We start from the raw sequence: 15180 nt of genomic DNA, 5'->3' as shown, positions 1-15180 counted from the left end.
AGACAGCTCCTTGGAAACCTACCCGAGTTGGTAGCTTTCAGCTCCCGGCGCATTTGACTGCTGTGGGGTTGAAAGCACCCCTACCCCCACACCGCAGACGCCAAAAAACAAGGGAGTGAGCCCATGCTCAACATCTTTACGCTCGCCAATGGCCGGCTGTTCCAGGAAGAAATCGAGTCCCTGGAAGAGTTGACCAAGTTCCAGCCGATCTGGGTGGACCTGGAAGCCCCCACGCTCGAAGAGAAGCGCTGGATCAAGCAGCACTACGGCCTGTCCATCCCCGAGGATGCGATGGACGAGGACATCGAGGAATCCGCCCGCTTCTACGAGGAAGACAACGGCGAGCTGCACATCCGCAGCGACTTCTTGATCGATGACGACGAAAACCCCCGTTCGGTGCGCGTGGCCTTCATCCTGAACCAGCACAACACCAACCTGAAAAGCCGGGGCGTGCTGTTCTCCATCCACGATGAAGACGTGCCCGTGTTCCGCCTGCTGCGCATGCGCGCGCGCCGCGCGCCCGGGCTGATTGAAGACGCCAAGGAAGTGCTGCTCAAGCTGTTCGACGCCGACGCCGAATACTCGGCCGACACGCTGGAGAACATCTACGACGAGCTGGAGGCCGTGAGCAAGCAGGTGCTGGCCGGCGACGTGACCGACACCCGCGCTGGCGAGGTGCTGGCCGCCATCGCCCGCCAGGAAGACTTGAACGGTCGTATCCGCCGCAACGTGATGGACACGCGCCGCGCCGTGAGCTTCATGATGCGCTCCAAGATGCTCAACTCCGAGCAGTTCGAGGAAGCCCGCCAGATCCTGCGCGACATCGAGTCGCTGGACAACCACACGGCGTTCCTGTTCGACAAGATCAACTTCTTGATGGACGCCACGGTCGGTTTCATCAACATCAACCAGAACAAGATCATCAAGATCTTCTCGGTGGCCAGCGTCGCCTTGCTGCCACCCACACTGATCGCCAGCGTGTACGGCATGAACTTCAAGTTCATGCCCGAGCTGGACTGGTCGCTGGGCTACCCGTATGCGCTGGGCCTGATGCTGGCGAGCGCGCTCGGGCCCATGTGGTACTTCCGCAAGCGGGGCTGGTTGAAGTAGCCCCCTATGGCGCTGCGCGCCTTCCCCCCGAGGGGGGACGCCTCCAGCGGCCCGGCAAAGCCGGTTCCGCGGTGGCGCTGGTAGATACATTGCGCCGGTTTCAGCGCATCGTATCGAACGGCAAATGGGATGCGGTGGAGTGCTCTTTAGAGGGAAAATCTGCCGCAAGCGCTAGTGCAACATGCCTTAGTCGCTATCAATTTCATAGTTTTTGTAAGAACGACAGCACCATGTGCTCGGCGTACCGGCTGGCCACGGTCTGCACGAATTGGGCGAAGTCGCCGTGGGCTGCGTCGTCGGCGCGGTCGGAGATGGTGCGCACCGCGGCAAAGGGCAGGCTGTAGTCATGGCACACCTGGGCGACGGCGGCACCCTCCATCTCCACGGCCAGCACATCGTGCCCGGCCGCGCGCAGGGAGGTGCACAGGCGCTCGGACTCTTGTGCGGTGGCCACAAAACGATCGCCGCTGGCCACTAGGCCCTGGTGCGCCCGATGGGCACCCCCATGAATATTTTTCAAGCCCCAGAGACCGCTTGCGTCAGTGACGCATAGGTTGGCAGCTTCCAAAAGCATAGCAGTCAGTACCGGATCGCACGCCAGGCGGGTGCGTGCGTATCCCGGCAGCTCCCACCGAGGGAACAGCGGCGAGGCATCCATGTCGTGCTGCACATAGTCTTGCGCCACCACCACATCGCCCCGGTACACCCCATCGCCGACACCACCCGCGACGCCCGTGAAGACGATGCGCGCCACCCCAAAATGTTCGATCAAGGCCGTGGCCGTGGTGGCAGCAGCCACCTTGCCGATGCCCGACAGCGCCAGCACCACCGGGCGGTCGTGCAGCTCTCCGCGCCAGAACGCGCGGCCAGCGTGCATCAGCCGCTGCGGGTGCGCCAGCTGTTGCACCAGCGAGCTCTGTTCTTCGGGCAGCGCACTCAGGATGGCAGTGCTCATGCAAAGGTCCTTGGGGTCATGTCATGGGGACACAAAACACCCGCGCCACCCTGGGCAGCGCGGTCGCAAAAAAGGCGGCCGAAGCCGCCTGGGGATTGTGACGTGCCAGCAGGCCGCGTCACTTCTTGTCGCGCAGTTCGCGGCGCAGGATTTTGCCCACCGGGGTCTTGGGCAGCTCGGTGCGGAATTCGATCACCTTGGGCTGCTTGTAACCCGTGAGCTCGTGGCGGCAGAACTCCTTGACCTGCGCTTCGGTGAGCGCCGGGTCCTTCTTCACGATCACGAGCTTCACAGCCTCGCCGGTCTTTTCGTCGGGCACGCCCACCACGGCGCATTCGAGCACGCCAGGGCAGTTGGCCACCACTTCTTCGACCTCGTTGGGGTACACGTTGAAGCCGCTGACCAGCACCATGTCCTTCTTGCGGTCCACGATCTTGAAGAAGCCGCGCGCATCCATCACGCCGATGTCGCCCGACTTGAAGTAGCCGTCTTCGGTCATGACCTTGGCGGTTTCATCGGGGCGCTGCCAGTAGCCGGCCATCACCTGAGGGCCCTTGATGGCGATTTCGCCCGGCTCGCCCAGCGTGGTGACCTCACGGCCTTCATCGTCCAGTAGCTTCATGGAGGTGCTGGGCAGCGGCACGCCGATGGTGCCGGTGTATTCGGTGCTGGTGGTGGGGTTGCAGCTGGCCGAAGGGCTGGTCTCCGACAGGCCATACCCTTCGCAGATGGGGCAACCCGTCTTTTCGAGCCAGAGCTTGGCCACAGCACCCTGCACCGCCATGCCACCACCCACCGAGACCTTGAGGTTCTTCCAGTTGACGGTGTTGAAGTCCGGGTGGTTGGCCAGGCCGTTGAACAGCGTGTTGACGGCCGGGAAGCTGTGGAAGGTGTGCTTGGACAGCTCCTTGAGCACCGCAGGCAGGTCGCGCGGGTTGGGGATCAGGATGGTCTTGCCGCCCGTGCGCATGCTCAGCATCATGTTCACCGTGAACGCGAAGATGTGGTACAGCGGCAGCGCGCAGATGCTGGTGGGCTGCTCACCTGCGGGCACCTTCTTCATCACGGGCTCGTTCCAGGCCTCGGACTGCAGCACGTTGGCGATCACGTTGCGGTGCAGCAGCACCGCGCCCTTGCTGACGCCCGTGGTGCCGCCGGTGTACTGCAGCAGCGCGATGTCGTCGGGCTTGATGTCGGGCTTCTTGAGGGTGCCGCGCGTGCCCTGGGCCACGGCGTCATTGAAGCGCACCGCACCCGGCAGGTTGTAGGCGGGCACCATCTTCTTGACGTTGCGCACCACGTAGTTGACCAGGGTCCCTTTGAGCAGACCGAGCTGGTCACCCATGGCGCACAGCACCACGTGCTTGACGGGCGTGTGCGCGATGCACTGCTCCAGCGTGGTGGCAAAGTTCTCGATGATGACGATGGCCTTGGCGCCCGAGTCCTTGAGCTGGTGCTCCAGCTCGCGCGGCGTGTACAGCGGGTTCACGTTGACGACCACAAAGCCCGCGCGCAGCACGGCCGCCACGGTCACCGGGTACTGGGGCACGTTGGGCATCATGATGGCCACGCGGTCGCCCTTGACCAGCCCCAGGCCCTGCAGATAGGCCGCAAACGCGCTGGAGAGCGAATCGGTCTGGGCGTAGGTCACGTCCTTGCCCATGAAGCTGTAGGCCACGCGGTTGGCGTACTTCTTGAACGCCTCGTCCATCAGCGCCACAAGGGAGCTGTACTGCGTGGTGTCGATGTCTGCGGGAACACCTTGTGGATAGGCGGCCAGCCACGGGCGGTCGGTCATTGGGATTGTCTCCTGGTAGGTTTTATGGGGGTCCTGCAAGCACGCCGATGTTTTTCAGCACGATCGTGCTTTTATTGTGGAGGAATTATGCCCGTCAGCTCTTGAGCGCGGTCAGTACCTCATCCAGCATTTTCTTGGCATCGCCAAACAGCATGCGGTTGTTGTCCTTGTAGAACAAGGGGTTGTCCACCCCCGCATAGCCCGAGGCCATCGAGCGCTTCATCACGATGGAGGTCTTGGCCTTCCACACTTCGAGCACCGGCATGCCAGCGATGGGGCTGGACGGATCGTCCAGCGCGCTGGGGTTCACGATGTCGTTGGCGCCAATGACCATGGCCACGTCGGCATCGGGGAAGTCCTCGTTGATCTCGTCCATCTCCATCACGATGTCGTAGGGCACCTTGGCCTCGGCCAGCAGCACGTTCATGTGGCCGGGCATGCGGCCCGCCACGGGGTGGATGGCAAAGCGCACATCCACGCCCTTCTCGCGCAGGGTCTTGGTGATCTCGTACACCGTGTGCTGCGCCTGGGCTACGGCCATGCCGTAACCGGGCACGATGATGACGCTCTTGGCGTCGCGCAGCAGCTCGGCCGTCTCAGCGGAGCTGACGGGTACGGCCTCGCCCTGCGGCTCGGCAGCTTCGCCCTTTTTGGCGGGCGTGCCCGCGCCCGAACCAAAGCCCCCCGCAATCACGCTGATGAAATTGCGGTTCATCGCATTGCACATGATGTAGGACAGGATGGCGCCCGAAGAACCCACGAGCGCGCCGGTCACGATGAGCAGGTCGTTGGACAGCATGAAGCCCGTGGCCGCCGCCGCCCAGCCCGAGTAGCTGTTGAGCATGGACACCACCACCGGCATGTCGGCACCACCAATCGCCATGACCATGTGGATGCCGAACAGCAGCGCGATCACTGTCATCACCATGAGCGGCACCATGCCTTGCTCGACGGTCTCGGCGCGCAGGAACTCACGGCCAAACCAGATCACGATCAGCAGCGCGGCCAGGTTGAGCCAGTGGCGGCCGGGCAGCAGCAGCGGCTTGCCGCCGATCTTGCCGTTGAGCTTGCCAAAGGCAATCAGCGAGCCGCTGAAGGTGACGGCACCAATCAGGATGCCCACATAAATCTCCACCTCGTGGATGATCTTCTCGGCACCCTGCAGCTGAATCGAGGTATCGACATAGCTGGCAAACCCCACCAGGCAAGCCGCAAGGCCCACCAGGCTGTGCATGAGCGCGACCAGTTCGGGCATCTGGGTCATCTTGACGACCTTGGCCGCATACAGGCCGATGCCGCCGCCAATGACCAGAGCGCCGACGATCCAGGCCACACCTGCGGGGCTCACGCGCGGGCCGAACACCGTGGCCAGCACGGCCAGCGCCATGCCGACCATGCCGAACAGGTTGCCCCGGCGCGAGGTTTCAGGGTTGGAGAGCCCACCCAGGCTCAGGATGAACAAAATGGCCGCGCCCAGGTAGGCCACGGTAGCGAGACTTTGGGACATGTTCTGTGCTCCTCGTTGTTCTTGTCGTTATCGGATTACTTGCGGAACATGGCGAGCATGCGACGCGTGACCGCAAAGCCGCCGAACATGTTGATGGCCGTGAGCACCAGGGCCGCAAAGGCCAGCCACAGGATCAGCCCGTCCGGGCGCCCGTTGACGCCCGCATCGGGCGGCGCAATCTGCACCAGCGCGCCGATGGCGATGATGCTGGAGATGGCGTTGGTCACGCTCATCAGCGGCGTGTGCAGCGCGGGTGTGACGTTCCACACCACCATGTAGCCGATGAAGCAGGCCAGCACGAACACCGTGAAGTGCCCCAGGAAGGCCACGGGAGCGTAGGCACCGATGGCCCAGAACAGCACAGCCAGCACGGCAAAAACGATGGTCAGCGTCTTGGCGGACATGGGTGCGCCTGTGCCGTGGCTCGATTTCTTCTCGGCCACCGGGGCTGCCGCCTTGGGCGCGGGTGCCGGCGCCTGCTTGAGCGGCGGCGCAGGCCAGGTGATCGAGCCTTCCTTGACCACAGTGAGGCCGCGGATCGCGTCGTCCTCCATATTGACCACGGCCACGCCGTCCTTGGCCTTGCACAGCTCTTCCGTCAGGCGCAACAGGTTGGTGGCATACAGCGTGGACGACTGCTTGGCCAGGCGCGAGGCCAGGTCGGTGTAGCCGACGATGGTCACACCATGGCGCACCACGGCCTGGCCGGGCACGGTCAGCTCGCAGTTGCCGCCCTGCTCGGCCGCCATGTCCACGATCACGCTGCCGGGCTTCATGCTCTGCACCATCTCGGCGGTGATGAGCTTGGGCGCGGGCTTGCCCGGAATCAGCGCGGTGGTGATGATGATGTCGGCGTCCTTGGCCTGCTCGGCGTACATCTTGCGCTGCGCAGCCTGAAAGCCCTCGCTCATGACCTTGGCATAGCCGCCGCCGCCCGAGCCTTCTTCCTCGTAGTCCACCTTGACGAACTCGCCGCCCAGTGACTTGACCTGGTCGGCCACCTCGGCACGGGTGTCATTGGCGCGCACGATGGCGCCCAGGTTGGCTGCGGTGCCAATGGCGGCAAGACCGGCCACGCCAGCGCCTGCAATGAACACCTTGGCGGGCGGCACTTTGCCTGCGGCCGTGATCTGGCCGTTGAAGAAGCGGCCGAAGGCATTGGCCGCCTCGATGACGGCGCGGTAGCCGCTGACGCCTGCGGTGGAAGTGAGCGCGTCCATCTTCTGGGCGCGCGAGAGCGTGCGCGGCAGGCAGTCAATGGCCAGCACCGTCGCCTTGCGGGCCGCCAGCTGCTGCATCAGTTCAGGGTTCTGGGCGGGCCAGATGAAGTCGACGAGCGTCGTGCCCTCGCGCATCAGCGCCACTTCATCGCTGCTGGGCGGGCGGACCTTGAAGACGATATCGGATGCAGCCCACAGCGAGGCAGCGTCGCCCACGATCTCGGCGCCCGCAGCGCGGTAGGCGTCGTCACTGAAGTTGGCGGCATCCCCAGCCCCAGACTCCACCGCGACAGTGAAGCCCAGCTTGATCAGCTTTTCCACCACATCGGGCACGGTGGCCACGCGCTTTTCACCGGGGAAGGTCTCCCTGGGCACGCCGATACGCTGCGGCTGCGGGACGGGGCTTGTCTGCATTAGAGGTCTCCTCGAGTTTCGTAATCGTTATGCAAGGCCGCCAGGCAGGGGAGGACTGGCGCGCTAGGGTTTGGATGTGGGCGCAGGGAACGGGAAGGGCGGAATGGCCAGGTGGCCGTCCACCATGCCGGAGCTCAGGCGCACGGCCTGGGCCAGGTCACGCCCCCATTGCAGCGCGGGTCTTCCCGCCACAAGGAACTCCTCGTTATTGCGCGTAGCCGGACGCAACAGCCGCTGGTCCACCAAGGCATCGACCTTCACCCAGGCACCCGCCTCCGTCACGTAGCGATAGCTCAGATAGGTAAAGGGCTGGGTCAGAGTGATCTGGCGGGTGCTGAGCCACTCGACAAGGTCCGGCCGGTTCTTGTCCAGCCACTGGGAACTGCTTCCCCATCGCTTGAGGCGCAGACAGTCTGCACGCACGGGGCTCCCTGCAGCGCCATCCTCCACGGTGACGTCCTGCTGGGTGGGGCAATAACCGATGCCCTGCGGAGAACCACTCAGGTCCCCGGCACGGTTGGTCTGCACACGCAACACGGCCAGCCAGTCTCCCTGCGCATTACGCAGCCCCACATCGCGGGTCTGAAGTGCAATACGCCCTGCAGAGCCCGCAACGGTTTCCTCCGAAGTGCCCAGGTCCTGCCAGGCCCCCGGCGGCAGTACAAGGCGGGCACGCCCGACTGGATATTCGGACTTGGGAGGAACGGTCAGGGGCGCGCACGCCACCGTGAACACCGTCACAGCCAACACAGGCAACAGCCGCCGGAACTTTGAAATGGTCAGAGTCATAGAGAAAGGTTCATACGAATTCGCCTTCAATCATCCCACGGCACCCAAGTCCGTCCCTCGACGGCTTCTGCCATGCAACAACCAGCGCGGTGTAGCTGGTGAAAAATGTGTTGAAAGCGCCCTGGTATCGGACACTTCTTGCGGCGCTGCCGGTGGGCAAGCTGACCGCGAGCTTACATGAAGAAAATCTTGTCGCTGTCGCCTTTGTCTGCAGTAGAGGGAACTCCCCAGTCTCCCCCCGCAAACAGGCAAAAAAAAGCCTGGCAGCACAAAGCAGCCAGGCTGGGCAGCGGCCCCGCAGGGCCTGGTGCCAACGATCAGTTCACCACTTGGGCCAGCGCACCCGAGGCGTACTGGGCGGCCACGGCCTGCAGGCTCAGGCCCTTGATCTTGCTGCCCTGGCCTTCGCAGCCGAACTCCAGGTAACGCTGCTTGCACACCTGCTTGGCCGCTTCGCGGGCGGGCTTGAGCCATTCGCGGGCGTCGAACTTGTCGGGGTTTTCAAACAGGAACTTGCGCACCGCGCCCGTCATCGCCAGACGGATGTCGGTGTCGATGTTGATCTTGCGCACGCCGTGCTTGATGGCTTCCTGGATTTCCTCGACGGGCACGCCGTACGTTTCCTTCATCTTGCCGCCGTACTGGTTGATGATGGCCAGCAACTCGGCAGGCACCGACGAGGAGCCATGCATCACCAAGTGGGTGTTGGGGATGCGCTGGTGGATTTCCTTCACGCGGCTGATGGCCAGGATGTCGCCCGTGGGCTTGCGGCTGAACTTGTAGGCGCCATGGCTGGTGCCGATGGCGATGGCCAGGGCGTCCAGCTGGGTGGCCTTCACAAACACGGCGGCTTCTTCGGGATCGGTCAGCATCTGGCTGTGGTCGAGCTTGCCGACCGCACCAATGCCGTCTTCTTCGCCCGCATCCCCGGTTTCGAGGTTGCCCAGGCAGCCCAGTTCGCCTTCGACCGTAACGCCCACCTTGTGCGCCATGTCCACCACCTTGCGCGTCACTTCAACGTTGTAGTCGAAGGACGAAGGGGTCTTGCCGTCTTCCATCAGCGAGCCGTCCATCATCACCGAGCCAAAGCCCAGGTCGATGGCACCCTGGCAAATCTTGGGCGAGGTGCCGTGGTCCTGGTGCATCACCAGCGGGATGTGAGGGAAGGCCTCGACCGCCGCCTGGATCAGGTGCTTGATGAACGGCTCGCCCGCGTACTTGCGTGCGCCAGCGCTGGCCTGCAGGATGACGGGAGCGCCCACTTCGTCCGCAGCAGCCATTACGGCCTGCACCTGCTCCAGGTTGTTGACGTTGAAGGCAGGGATGCCATAGCTGTTGGCAGCGGCATGGTCGAGCAGTTCGCGCATCGAAACGAGGGGCATGGTCGTGGGGTCCGTGGTGGGTTGAAGAAGGAGGGCGCGAGGCGCTGTAGCACCGGGCAACGCGGTGGTAACCGCTTCGTAACTCGCAATTTTAACCGGGGGACAACACGGAGGGCGATGGCAAATCCAACCGGTAGCAGGTGGTAAAGGGCGCTAGCGCAGGTGCGGCACCAAAGTGCCCCCCATGGATGTCCGCCACGCGGCGCAGGATTTCATGACCCAGGTGCAGGCTGTCCACCGGTGAGGCCGCAGTACGGCCCACCGCACTGCCCACCTGCTGGCGTGCCCCATCGTCACACACCTGCAGCCACGCGCCACCGGTGTCGGTGGAGCCCAGTTGGACCGCGATCTGGGTGCCTTCGGGCGTGTGCTTGAGCGCGTTTTCCACCAGATTGCGCACTGCAATGTCCAGCAACACCGCATGGCCGGGCACGGTGAGAGCAGGCGGGGCTGACAGGGCCAGGTCATCGCCGCGTTTCCACGCCGCCTGGGCATAGTCGGCGCACACCGACCGCGCCAGTGCGCTCAGGTCCACGGGCGCCTTGGCTTCGTGCAGCTCAGCCCGGCTGGCGCGGGCCAGGGCCAGCAGCTGGTTGAGAACGTGACCCGCGCGCAGAGCATCCTGGCCGATGCGCGCCAGCGCCTGGGCACGGGCTTCTTCCGTCAGTTCCCCCGCCAGGGCGCTGGCCTGCAGTGCGATGGAGGACAGCGGCGTGCGCAGCTCGTGGGCCACCTCATTGGCCAGGCGGCGCTCTCGCACCATGGCGACCTGCTGGCGGTCCAGCAACGTATTGATCGACGCCACGACCGACTCGAACTCGCTCCAGGCATGGCGCGAGGCCAGGCGCTGGGCGCTGGCCGGGTCCAGCGCCGCCACATCGGCCGACAGTGCATAAAGGGGCCGCAAGCCGCGCCACAGCGCCAGCCCCAAGGCCAGGGACACCACAGGCAGCAACCACAAGCCGGGTTCAATGAGCTGCCCGGCAATGTCATCCGCCAGCTCGTCCCGCTCGCGCAGCTCCAGCATCACCATGATCTTGCGGGTGCGCCCGGCATCCCATTGCGAAAAGCTGCGCCAGGCCACCTTGTCGGGCCCCAGTGTCAGGTCGGCAAACCCCTCGGCATCGCTGAAAGGCGGCTCGGACACCGAGCCCGTGAGCGAGAGCACCCGCCCCTGCGCATCCCACTGCACCACGCTGATGGTCTGCTGATAGTCGTGCGTCTTGAGCCAGGGTGTGGGGGTGCGCTCGGTCCGCTGTGGGCCTTCCATCGCCTCGGTGGCCCGCAGGTTGAGCAGCAGCGCGGCCACGCTGGCCAGGTGCCCGTCAGTCAGCTCATCGGCCTCATGCACACCGGTCCGGTAGCCAATGAAGACGAAGCTGCCCCAGACGATGGCCAGCGCGCCCAACGACCACAGCAGCAGCTGCCGGGTCAACGATGGGCGGCGCCCGGGCGCCGGGCGAGGAGATGCGGGCGCGTTCACGCGGGCTTCTCCTGCGGCATGAAGTAACCCACCCCGCGCATGGTCTGGATACAGGCGCTGCCCAGCTTGCGGCGCAGGTGGTGAATGTGGACCTCGACCGCGTTGCTCTCCACCGCGGCATCCCAGCTGTACAGGCGTTCCTCAATCTGCTGGCGCGACAGCACCCGGCCCCGCGCCTCCAGCAGCACCAGCAGCACGGAAAACTCGCGCGGAGACATCTCCACGGGGTTGCCTTGCTGGCGCACCGTGCGGGTCGCGGGGTCCAGCTCGATATCACCCAGACGGATGGTGGGCGACGCCCGTCCTGCTGCACGCCGAAGCAGCGCCCGCAAGCGCGCGTCCAGCTCGTCCACATCAAACGGCTTGGTCAGGTAGTCGTCGGCGCCCTGGTCCAGCCCCGCGATGCGCTGGTGCACCTGGTCACGCGCCGTGACGATCAGCACCGGTGTAGAGGGGTCCGGCAAGGCGGACGACGCGGCCCCGGTGGCGGGCGGGCTCAGGCGAAGGCGCCGCAGCAGTTCGCTACCGTCACCGTCCACCAGCCCCAGGTCCAGCAGCACGGCATCGAAACGCTCGGCGCGCAGGGCACTCCAGGCACTGGCGACGCCGTCGCTGACATCCACCGCATAGCCGCGTTGCTGGAGGTTGCTGCGCAGGCCACTGGCTATGCCCGCATCGTCTTCGACCACGAGTATTCGCATGCAGGCATTGTCGCAGCCCATCGGACAGGGGCGGGACAAGGGCAGCATCGGCTTTAAGACGGCGTTAAGTACGACCGCCTATCTTGCAGGCCATGCAGCCTTCGCCCGTCACGCCGTCCACCGCACCCATTGCGTCCCGAACCCCCTCCCACCGCCACACACTGCTTGTCTGGACTCTGGGAGCACTGGCCTGTGTGGTGGCCTGGGATGCCGCAGGGCAAGACCTGGCGTTTGCCCAGGTGTTTGGGTCGTCCAACGGATTTCCGATGCGGGACCAGTGGTTTTTTGTGCAGGTGCTGCACGAAGGGGCCCGCCGCCTGGGATGGTTGCTGGTGTTGCTGCTGGCCCTGAGCGTGTGGTGGCCACGCGGCTTTCTGCGCAAGCTGGACGCCAGCGAGCGCCTGCAGATGGCCGTGAGTGCCCTGCTCTCGCTGGCCGTGGTCAGCATCACCAAAAACCTCAGCGCCACCAGTTGCCCCTGGGACCTTGCGCAGTTTGGCGGCGTGGCACGCCACGTGTCGCACTGGGCGCTGGGAGTGCTCGATGGCGGCAGCGGCCGCTGTTTTCCGGCGGGCCATGCGTCGGCGGGATTCGCCTTTTTGGGAGGCTACTTCGCATTGCGCCACAAGCTACCGTCGGCCGCACGCTGGTGGTTGGCGGGTGCGTTGCTGGCGGGGTTCGTCTTGGGTGCGGCCCAGCAGGTGCGTGGCGCCCATTTCATGAGCCACACGCTGTGGACAGGCTGGCTGTGCTGGACGACCGGCTGGCTCTGCGACCTGGCGGCCACAGCACTGCGCCCGCGCTTTCCACATTTCGCCAGCACCACCACGCCACCGGACAGCTCCCATGCTTGAACTCGACCTGGCCTTGTTTCAGGCCCTCAATGCCGACGCCGCCACCTTGCCCGCAGTGGTGACGGTGGCCCGGTGGGTGTCGCAGCAACTGCCCACCGCCATGGGCGGCCTGCTGCTCGGCAGCTTTGTGCTGGGCAACGCAGCGCAGCGGCGCGCCCTGGTGCTGGCGCTCGCGTCCATGGCCCTGGCGTGGGTAGGAGTACAGCTGTTGCGACTGGCGGTGCCGGCGCCGCGGCCTGCGCAGCTGGGCATTGGCGTCCAGTGGATCGAGCATGCCGCTCGCGCAGGCTTTCCCAGCATGCATGTGGCAGGCGCCGCCGCGCTGGCGGCCAGTCTCGCCCTGCGGCCGGTTCGCGGGCTGACCTGGCTGGCCGCGGCGGTCACAGCCGCCATGGTCTGGAGCCGCGTCTGCCTGGGAGTGCACTTCCCGTCTGATGTGCTGGCGGGCCTGGTCACCGGTGGGCTGGCAGCGGCGGCCATCCACGCACTGGCCGCGCGCGCACCGCGCTGGCAAGCAGCCCTGGAGCACAAGTCGCCACAAGGCAACGCGCACTGACCGCCGCCCAGCGCCGCCGGACTCCTGCCCGGGACGCTGCCCCGCAGCGGTGAGGGTGCAACCCCTCGATCGGTCAGCTGGCCACGCAGATCTTCAGCATGTTCGTGCCGCCGGGTGCGCCCATGGGCTCACCGCAGGTGATGGCGTACACATCCCCCTTTTGCACGATGTTGCGGCTCTTGAGGTGGCGCTCTGCCTGATCCAGCGCGGTGTCGCGGTCGGCACTGGTGTCCATCAGCAAAGGGCGCACGTTGCGGTACATGGCCATCTTGCGTTGCGTGGCCACCTTGGGCGTGAGCGCATAGATGGGGATGCGGATGCTGTGCCGGCTCATCCACAGCGCCGTCGCGCCACTGTCCGTCATGGCCACGATGGCCTTGGCGCCCAGGTGGTGCGCGGTGAACAGCGCCCCCATGGCGATGGACTGGTCGATCCGGCCGAAGGTCTGGCCGGTGAAGTCGGCATCGAGCTGGTGGTCTTCCGCCGCTTCGGCCGCGGCGCAGATGGTGGCCATCTCTTCCACGGTCTCGAGCGGGTAGCGGCCTGCGGCCGTCTCGGCACTCAGCATCACGGCGTCGGTGCCATCCAGCACGGCGTTGGCCACGTCACTCACCTCGGCACGCGTGGGCACGGGGTTGGTGATCATGCTTTCCATCATCTGCGTGGCGGTGATCACGACCTTGTCCAGCTCGCGCGCCATGCGGATCATCTTCTTTTGCAGCGCGGGCACGGCCGCGTTGCCGACTTCTACCGCCAGGTCGCCACGCGCCACCATGATGCCGTCAGAGACGCGCAAGATGGCCTCCAGGTGCGGGATGGCCTCGGCGCGTTCGATCTTGGCGATCAGGCCCGGCTTGTGGCGGTACTCGGAAGCAGCCACATTGCACAGCTGGCGCGCCATCTCCATGTCGGTCGCGTTCTTGGGAAAGCTCACCGCTACATAGTCGGCCTGGAAGCTCATGGCCGTGCGGATGTCTTCCATGTCCTTGGCCGTCAAGGCCGGTGCCGTGAGGCCGCCGCCCTTCTTGTTAATGCCCTTGTTGTTCGACAGCTCGCCGCCCACCTTGACCGTGGTGTGTACTTCTTCACCGCGCACCGCATCCACGGTGAGCACGATCAGGCCATCATTGAGCAGCAGCAGGTCACCCGCTTTCACGTCACGCGGCAGCTCCTTGTAGTCCAGCCCCACGCCTTCGATGTCGCCCAGCTCGGTGCGCGAGGCGTCGAGCACGAATTTGGCACCCGATTCCAGCTGCACCTTGCCTTCGGCAAACTTGCCCACACGGATCTTGGGCCCCTGCAGGTCGGCCATGATGGCCACCTCACGGCCTGCCCGCTGGGCGGCTGCACGCACGGTGGCAGCGCGGTCGATGTGGTCCTGCGCCTTGCCGTGGCTGAAGTTCAGCCGCACCACGTTCACCCCCGCTCGGATCATCGCCTCCAGCAGCGCCGGGTCGCTCGATGCAGGACCCAGGGTGGCAACAATCTTGGTAGCGCGGCGGGTAGGCATGGACATGTCTCTTTTCTCTCGGTCGTTGGGGATGTAATCGAGTTTCAATTCTCACACGAAGCGGTTACATGCGAGTTACCCCGTGCAGCGGCACCGTGACTCGGCCTCTCAGAGCAGTGGAGATGACAGCAGATGCGCCAGCACATGCGCAATGATCGCCGCCTCCAGGCCGTGGCGCGCATAGAGCCAGCCCGCCACCAGACCAAAGGCCGTGTTGCCCACCAGCACGAATGCCACCACGGGCACGGTCAACACCCCGGCCAGCGCCTGCGCGGCAGGCAGATGCCCCACGGCAAACAACACAGCGCTGAGCACCACCGCCGCAGCCTCCAGCCCCTTGCCTGGCCGCCCATGACCACGCAGCAGCAGGCGCCAGCCCAGCCACAGCAGCAGGGTCATCACACCCCAGCGCACCAGCAGCTCTTCGGTGATGCCGCCATACAGCAACTTGACCGCCAATGGCATGGCACTGGCAGGATCGGAGGGCTGCAGCGCCGTGGGCGCCAGTCGGGACAGCACCCATAGCCACGCAGCGCCCGCCACACCACCGCAGACTCCGGGCAGGAGTTGGGCCCGAAACGCGGGCCCTGCGGGCCGGCCGGCCAGCCAGGAAGACATGGCCGGCGCCTGCAGGCCCACGCGAGGCGCCAGCCACACCCCGAGCGCCACGGCCAGCGCCAGGAGCACCGCCGTCTGCAACCCGCTGAGCACCAGCACGACCTCCGGTGGCAGCGGCAGCAGGGCTTCATTGGCCTTCAGGGTGGGCAGCAGCGCCCAGACCACCGCCACCACGCCGGGCATGCCCAGCAGCCACAGCGCACCGCCCAGCCGCCACTTGCCGGGTTGCGCCGGAGCGCGCGCCGCGTCTGCCCCGGCAGTGTTGTCCACGGCCATGGTTTTG

Annotated in this window: 13 protein-coding genes; 3 read left to right on the top strand and 10 right to left on the bottom strand. The window is 65.5% G+C overall.

The window, feature by feature from the left end; genetic code table 11:
• Nucleotides 1-123 precede the first annotated feature (123 nt).
• Nucleotides 124-1110, top strand: a complete 987-nt coding sequence (gene corA, locus CLU87_RS22425) for a magnesium/cobalt transporter CorA (RefSeq protein WP_099731872.1) — start codon at nt 124-126, stop codon at nt 1108-1110.
• A gap of 202 nt (nt 1111-1312) precedes the next feature.
• On the opposite strand, the gene CLU87_RS22420 is transcribed toward corA, so the two are convergent.
• From CLU87_RS22420 to CLU87_RS22385, 8 genes are all read right to left on the bottom strand, one after another.
• Nucleotides 1313-2065: a 5'-methylthioadenosine/adenosylhomocysteine nucleosidase gene (locus tag CLU87_RS22420; protein ID WP_099731871.1), complete on the bottom strand. Its 753-nt coding sequence runs from the start codon at nt 2063-2065 to the stop codon at nt 1313-1315.
• Between the two features lie 118 nt (nt 2066-2183).
• Nucleotides 2184-3863: a long-chain-fatty-acid--CoA ligase gene (locus CLU87_RS22415; RefSeq protein ID WP_056068036.1), complete on the bottom strand. Its 1680-nt coding sequence runs from the start codon at nt 3861-3863 to the stop codon at nt 2184-2186.
• Between the two features lie 94 nt (nt 3864-3957).
• A complete protein-coding gene (gene pntB, locus CLU87_RS22410) occupies nt 3958-5370 on the bottom strand; it encodes a Re/Si-specific NAD(P)(+) transhydrogenase subunit beta (protein WP_099731870.1) in 1413 nt (470 codons plus the stop codon).
• Nucleotides 5371-5405: 35 nt separating this feature from the next.
• Entirely contained in the window at nt 5406-7004 is a 1599-nt protein-coding gene (locus CLU87_RS22405) for a Re/Si-specific NAD(P)(+) transhydrogenase subunit alpha (RefSeq protein ID WP_099731869.1), read from the bottom strand.
• Between the two features lie 63 nt (nt 7005-7067).
• On the bottom strand, nt 7068-7793 hold the full coding sequence (locus CLU87_RS22400) for a hypothetical protein (RefSeq protein WP_099731868.1): 726 nt from the start codon (nt 7791-7793) through the stop codon (nt 7068-7070).
• A 317-nt stretch (nt 7794-8110) separates the two neighbouring features.
• A complete protein-coding gene (gene fba / locus CLU87_RS22395; RefSeq protein WP_099731867.1) occupies nt 8111-9175 on the bottom strand; it encodes a class II fructose-bisphosphate aldolase in 1065 nt (354 codons plus the stop codon).
• 91 nt (nt 9176-9266) lie between these two features.
• A complete protein-coding gene (locus tag CLU87_RS22390) occupies nt 9267-10658 on the bottom strand; it encodes a histidine kinase dimerization/phospho-acceptor domain-containing protein (RefSeq protein ID WP_099731866.1) in 1392 nt (463 codons plus the stop codon).
• On the bottom strand, nt 10655-11359 hold the full coding sequence (locus CLU87_RS22385; protein WP_099732317.1) for a response regulator transcription factor: 705 nt from the start codon (nt 11357-11359) through the stop codon (nt 10655-10657). Before CLU87_RS22385 ends, CLU87_RS22390 begins: the two co-directional genes overlap by 4 nt.
• Before the next feature lie 92 nt (nt 11360-11451).
• On the opposite strand from CLU87_RS22385, the gene CLU87_RS22380 reads away from it, so the two are divergent.
• Together CLU87_RS22380 and CLU87_RS22375 are read left to right on the top strand one after the other, a co-directional pair.
• Nucleotides 11452-12213, top strand: coding sequence for a phosphatase PAP2 family protein (locus CLU87_RS22380; protein WP_099731865.1), 762 nt, complete (start codon nt 11452-11454; stop codon nt 12211-12213).
• Nucleotides 12206-12769, top strand: coding sequence for a phosphatase PAP2 family protein (locus CLU87_RS22375; protein ID WP_056068027.1), 564 nt, complete (start codon nt 12206-12208; stop codon nt 12767-12769). Before CLU87_RS22380 ends, CLU87_RS22375 begins: the two co-directional genes overlap by 8 nt.
• A gap of 73 nt (nt 12770-12842) precedes the next feature.
• Here CLU87_RS22375 and pyk read toward each other — a convergent pair whose 3' ends face one another.
• Nucleotides 12843-14279 (bottom strand): pyruvate kinase, encoded by a 1437-nt coding sequence (pyk, locus tag CLU87_RS22370; RefSeq protein ID WP_056743254.1) that lies wholly within the window; start codon nt 14277-14279, stop codon nt 12843-12845.
• Between the two features lie 108 nt (nt 14280-14387).
• Nucleotides 14388-15173: a CPBP family intramembrane glutamic endopeptidase gene (locus CLU87_RS22365; RefSeq protein ID WP_099732316.1), complete on the bottom strand. Its 786-nt coding sequence runs from the start codon at nt 15171-15173 to the stop codon at nt 14388-14390.
• Between the last annotated feature and the right edge of the window lie 7 nt (nt 15174-15180).

The sequence above is a fragment of the Acidovorax sp. 59 genome, from assembly GCF_002754175.1.
Taxonomy (GTDB): Bacteria; Pseudomonadota; Gammaproteobacteria; order Burkholderiales; family Burkholderiaceae_C; genus Acidovorax; species Acidovorax delafieldii.
This window is presented reverse-complemented; position numbering and strand designations above follow the sequence as displayed.

Bases quoted from the DNA above. Each gene is read 5' to 3' on its own strand.
- corA (WP_099731872.1), top strand. From the start codon at position 124: ATGCTCAACATCTTTACGCTCGCCAATGGCCGGCTGTTCCAGGAAGAA.
- CLU87_RS22420 (WP_099731871.1), bottom strand. From the start codon at position 2,065: ATGAGCACTGCCATCCTGAGTGCGCTGCCCGAAGAACAGAGCTCGCTG.
- CLU87_RS22415 (WP_056068036.1), bottom strand. From the start codon at position 3,863: ATGACCGACCGCCCGTGGCTGGCCGCCTATCCACAAGGTGTTCCCGCA.
- pntB (WP_099731870.1), bottom strand. From the start codon at position 5,370: ATGTCCCAAAGTCTCGCTACCGTGGCCTACCTGGGCGCGGCCATTTTG.
- CLU87_RS22405 (WP_099731869.1), bottom strand. From the start codon at position 7,004: ATGCAGACAAGCCCCGTCCCGCAGCCGCAGCGTATCGGCGTGCCCAGG.
- CLU87_RS22400 (WP_099731868.1), bottom strand. From the start codon at position 7,793: ATGACTCTGACCATTTCAAAGTTCCGGCGGCTGTTGCCTGTGTTGGCT.
- fba (WP_099731867.1), bottom strand. From the start codon at position 9,175: ATGCCCCTCGTTTCGATGCGCGAACTGCTCGACCATGCCGCTGCCAAC.
- CLU87_RS22385 (WP_099732317.1), bottom strand. From the start codon at position 11,359: ATGCGAATACTCGTGGTCGAAGACGATGCGGGCATAGCCAGTGGCCTG.
- CLU87_RS22380 (WP_099731865.1), top strand. From the start codon at position 11,452: ATGCAGCCTTCGCCCGTCACGCCGTCCACCGCACCCATTGCGTCCCGA.
- CLU87_RS22375 (WP_056068027.1), top strand. From the start codon at position 12,206: ATGCTTGAACTCGACCTGGCCTTGTTTCAGGCCCTCAATGCCGACGCC.
- pyk (WP_056743254.1), bottom strand. From the start codon at position 14,279: ATGCCTACCCGCCGCGCTACCAAGATTGTTGCCACCCTGGGTCCTGCA.
- CLU87_RS22365 (WP_099732316.1), bottom strand. From the start codon at position 15,173: ATGGCCGTGGACAACACTGCCGGGGCAGACGCGGCGCGCGCTCCGGCG.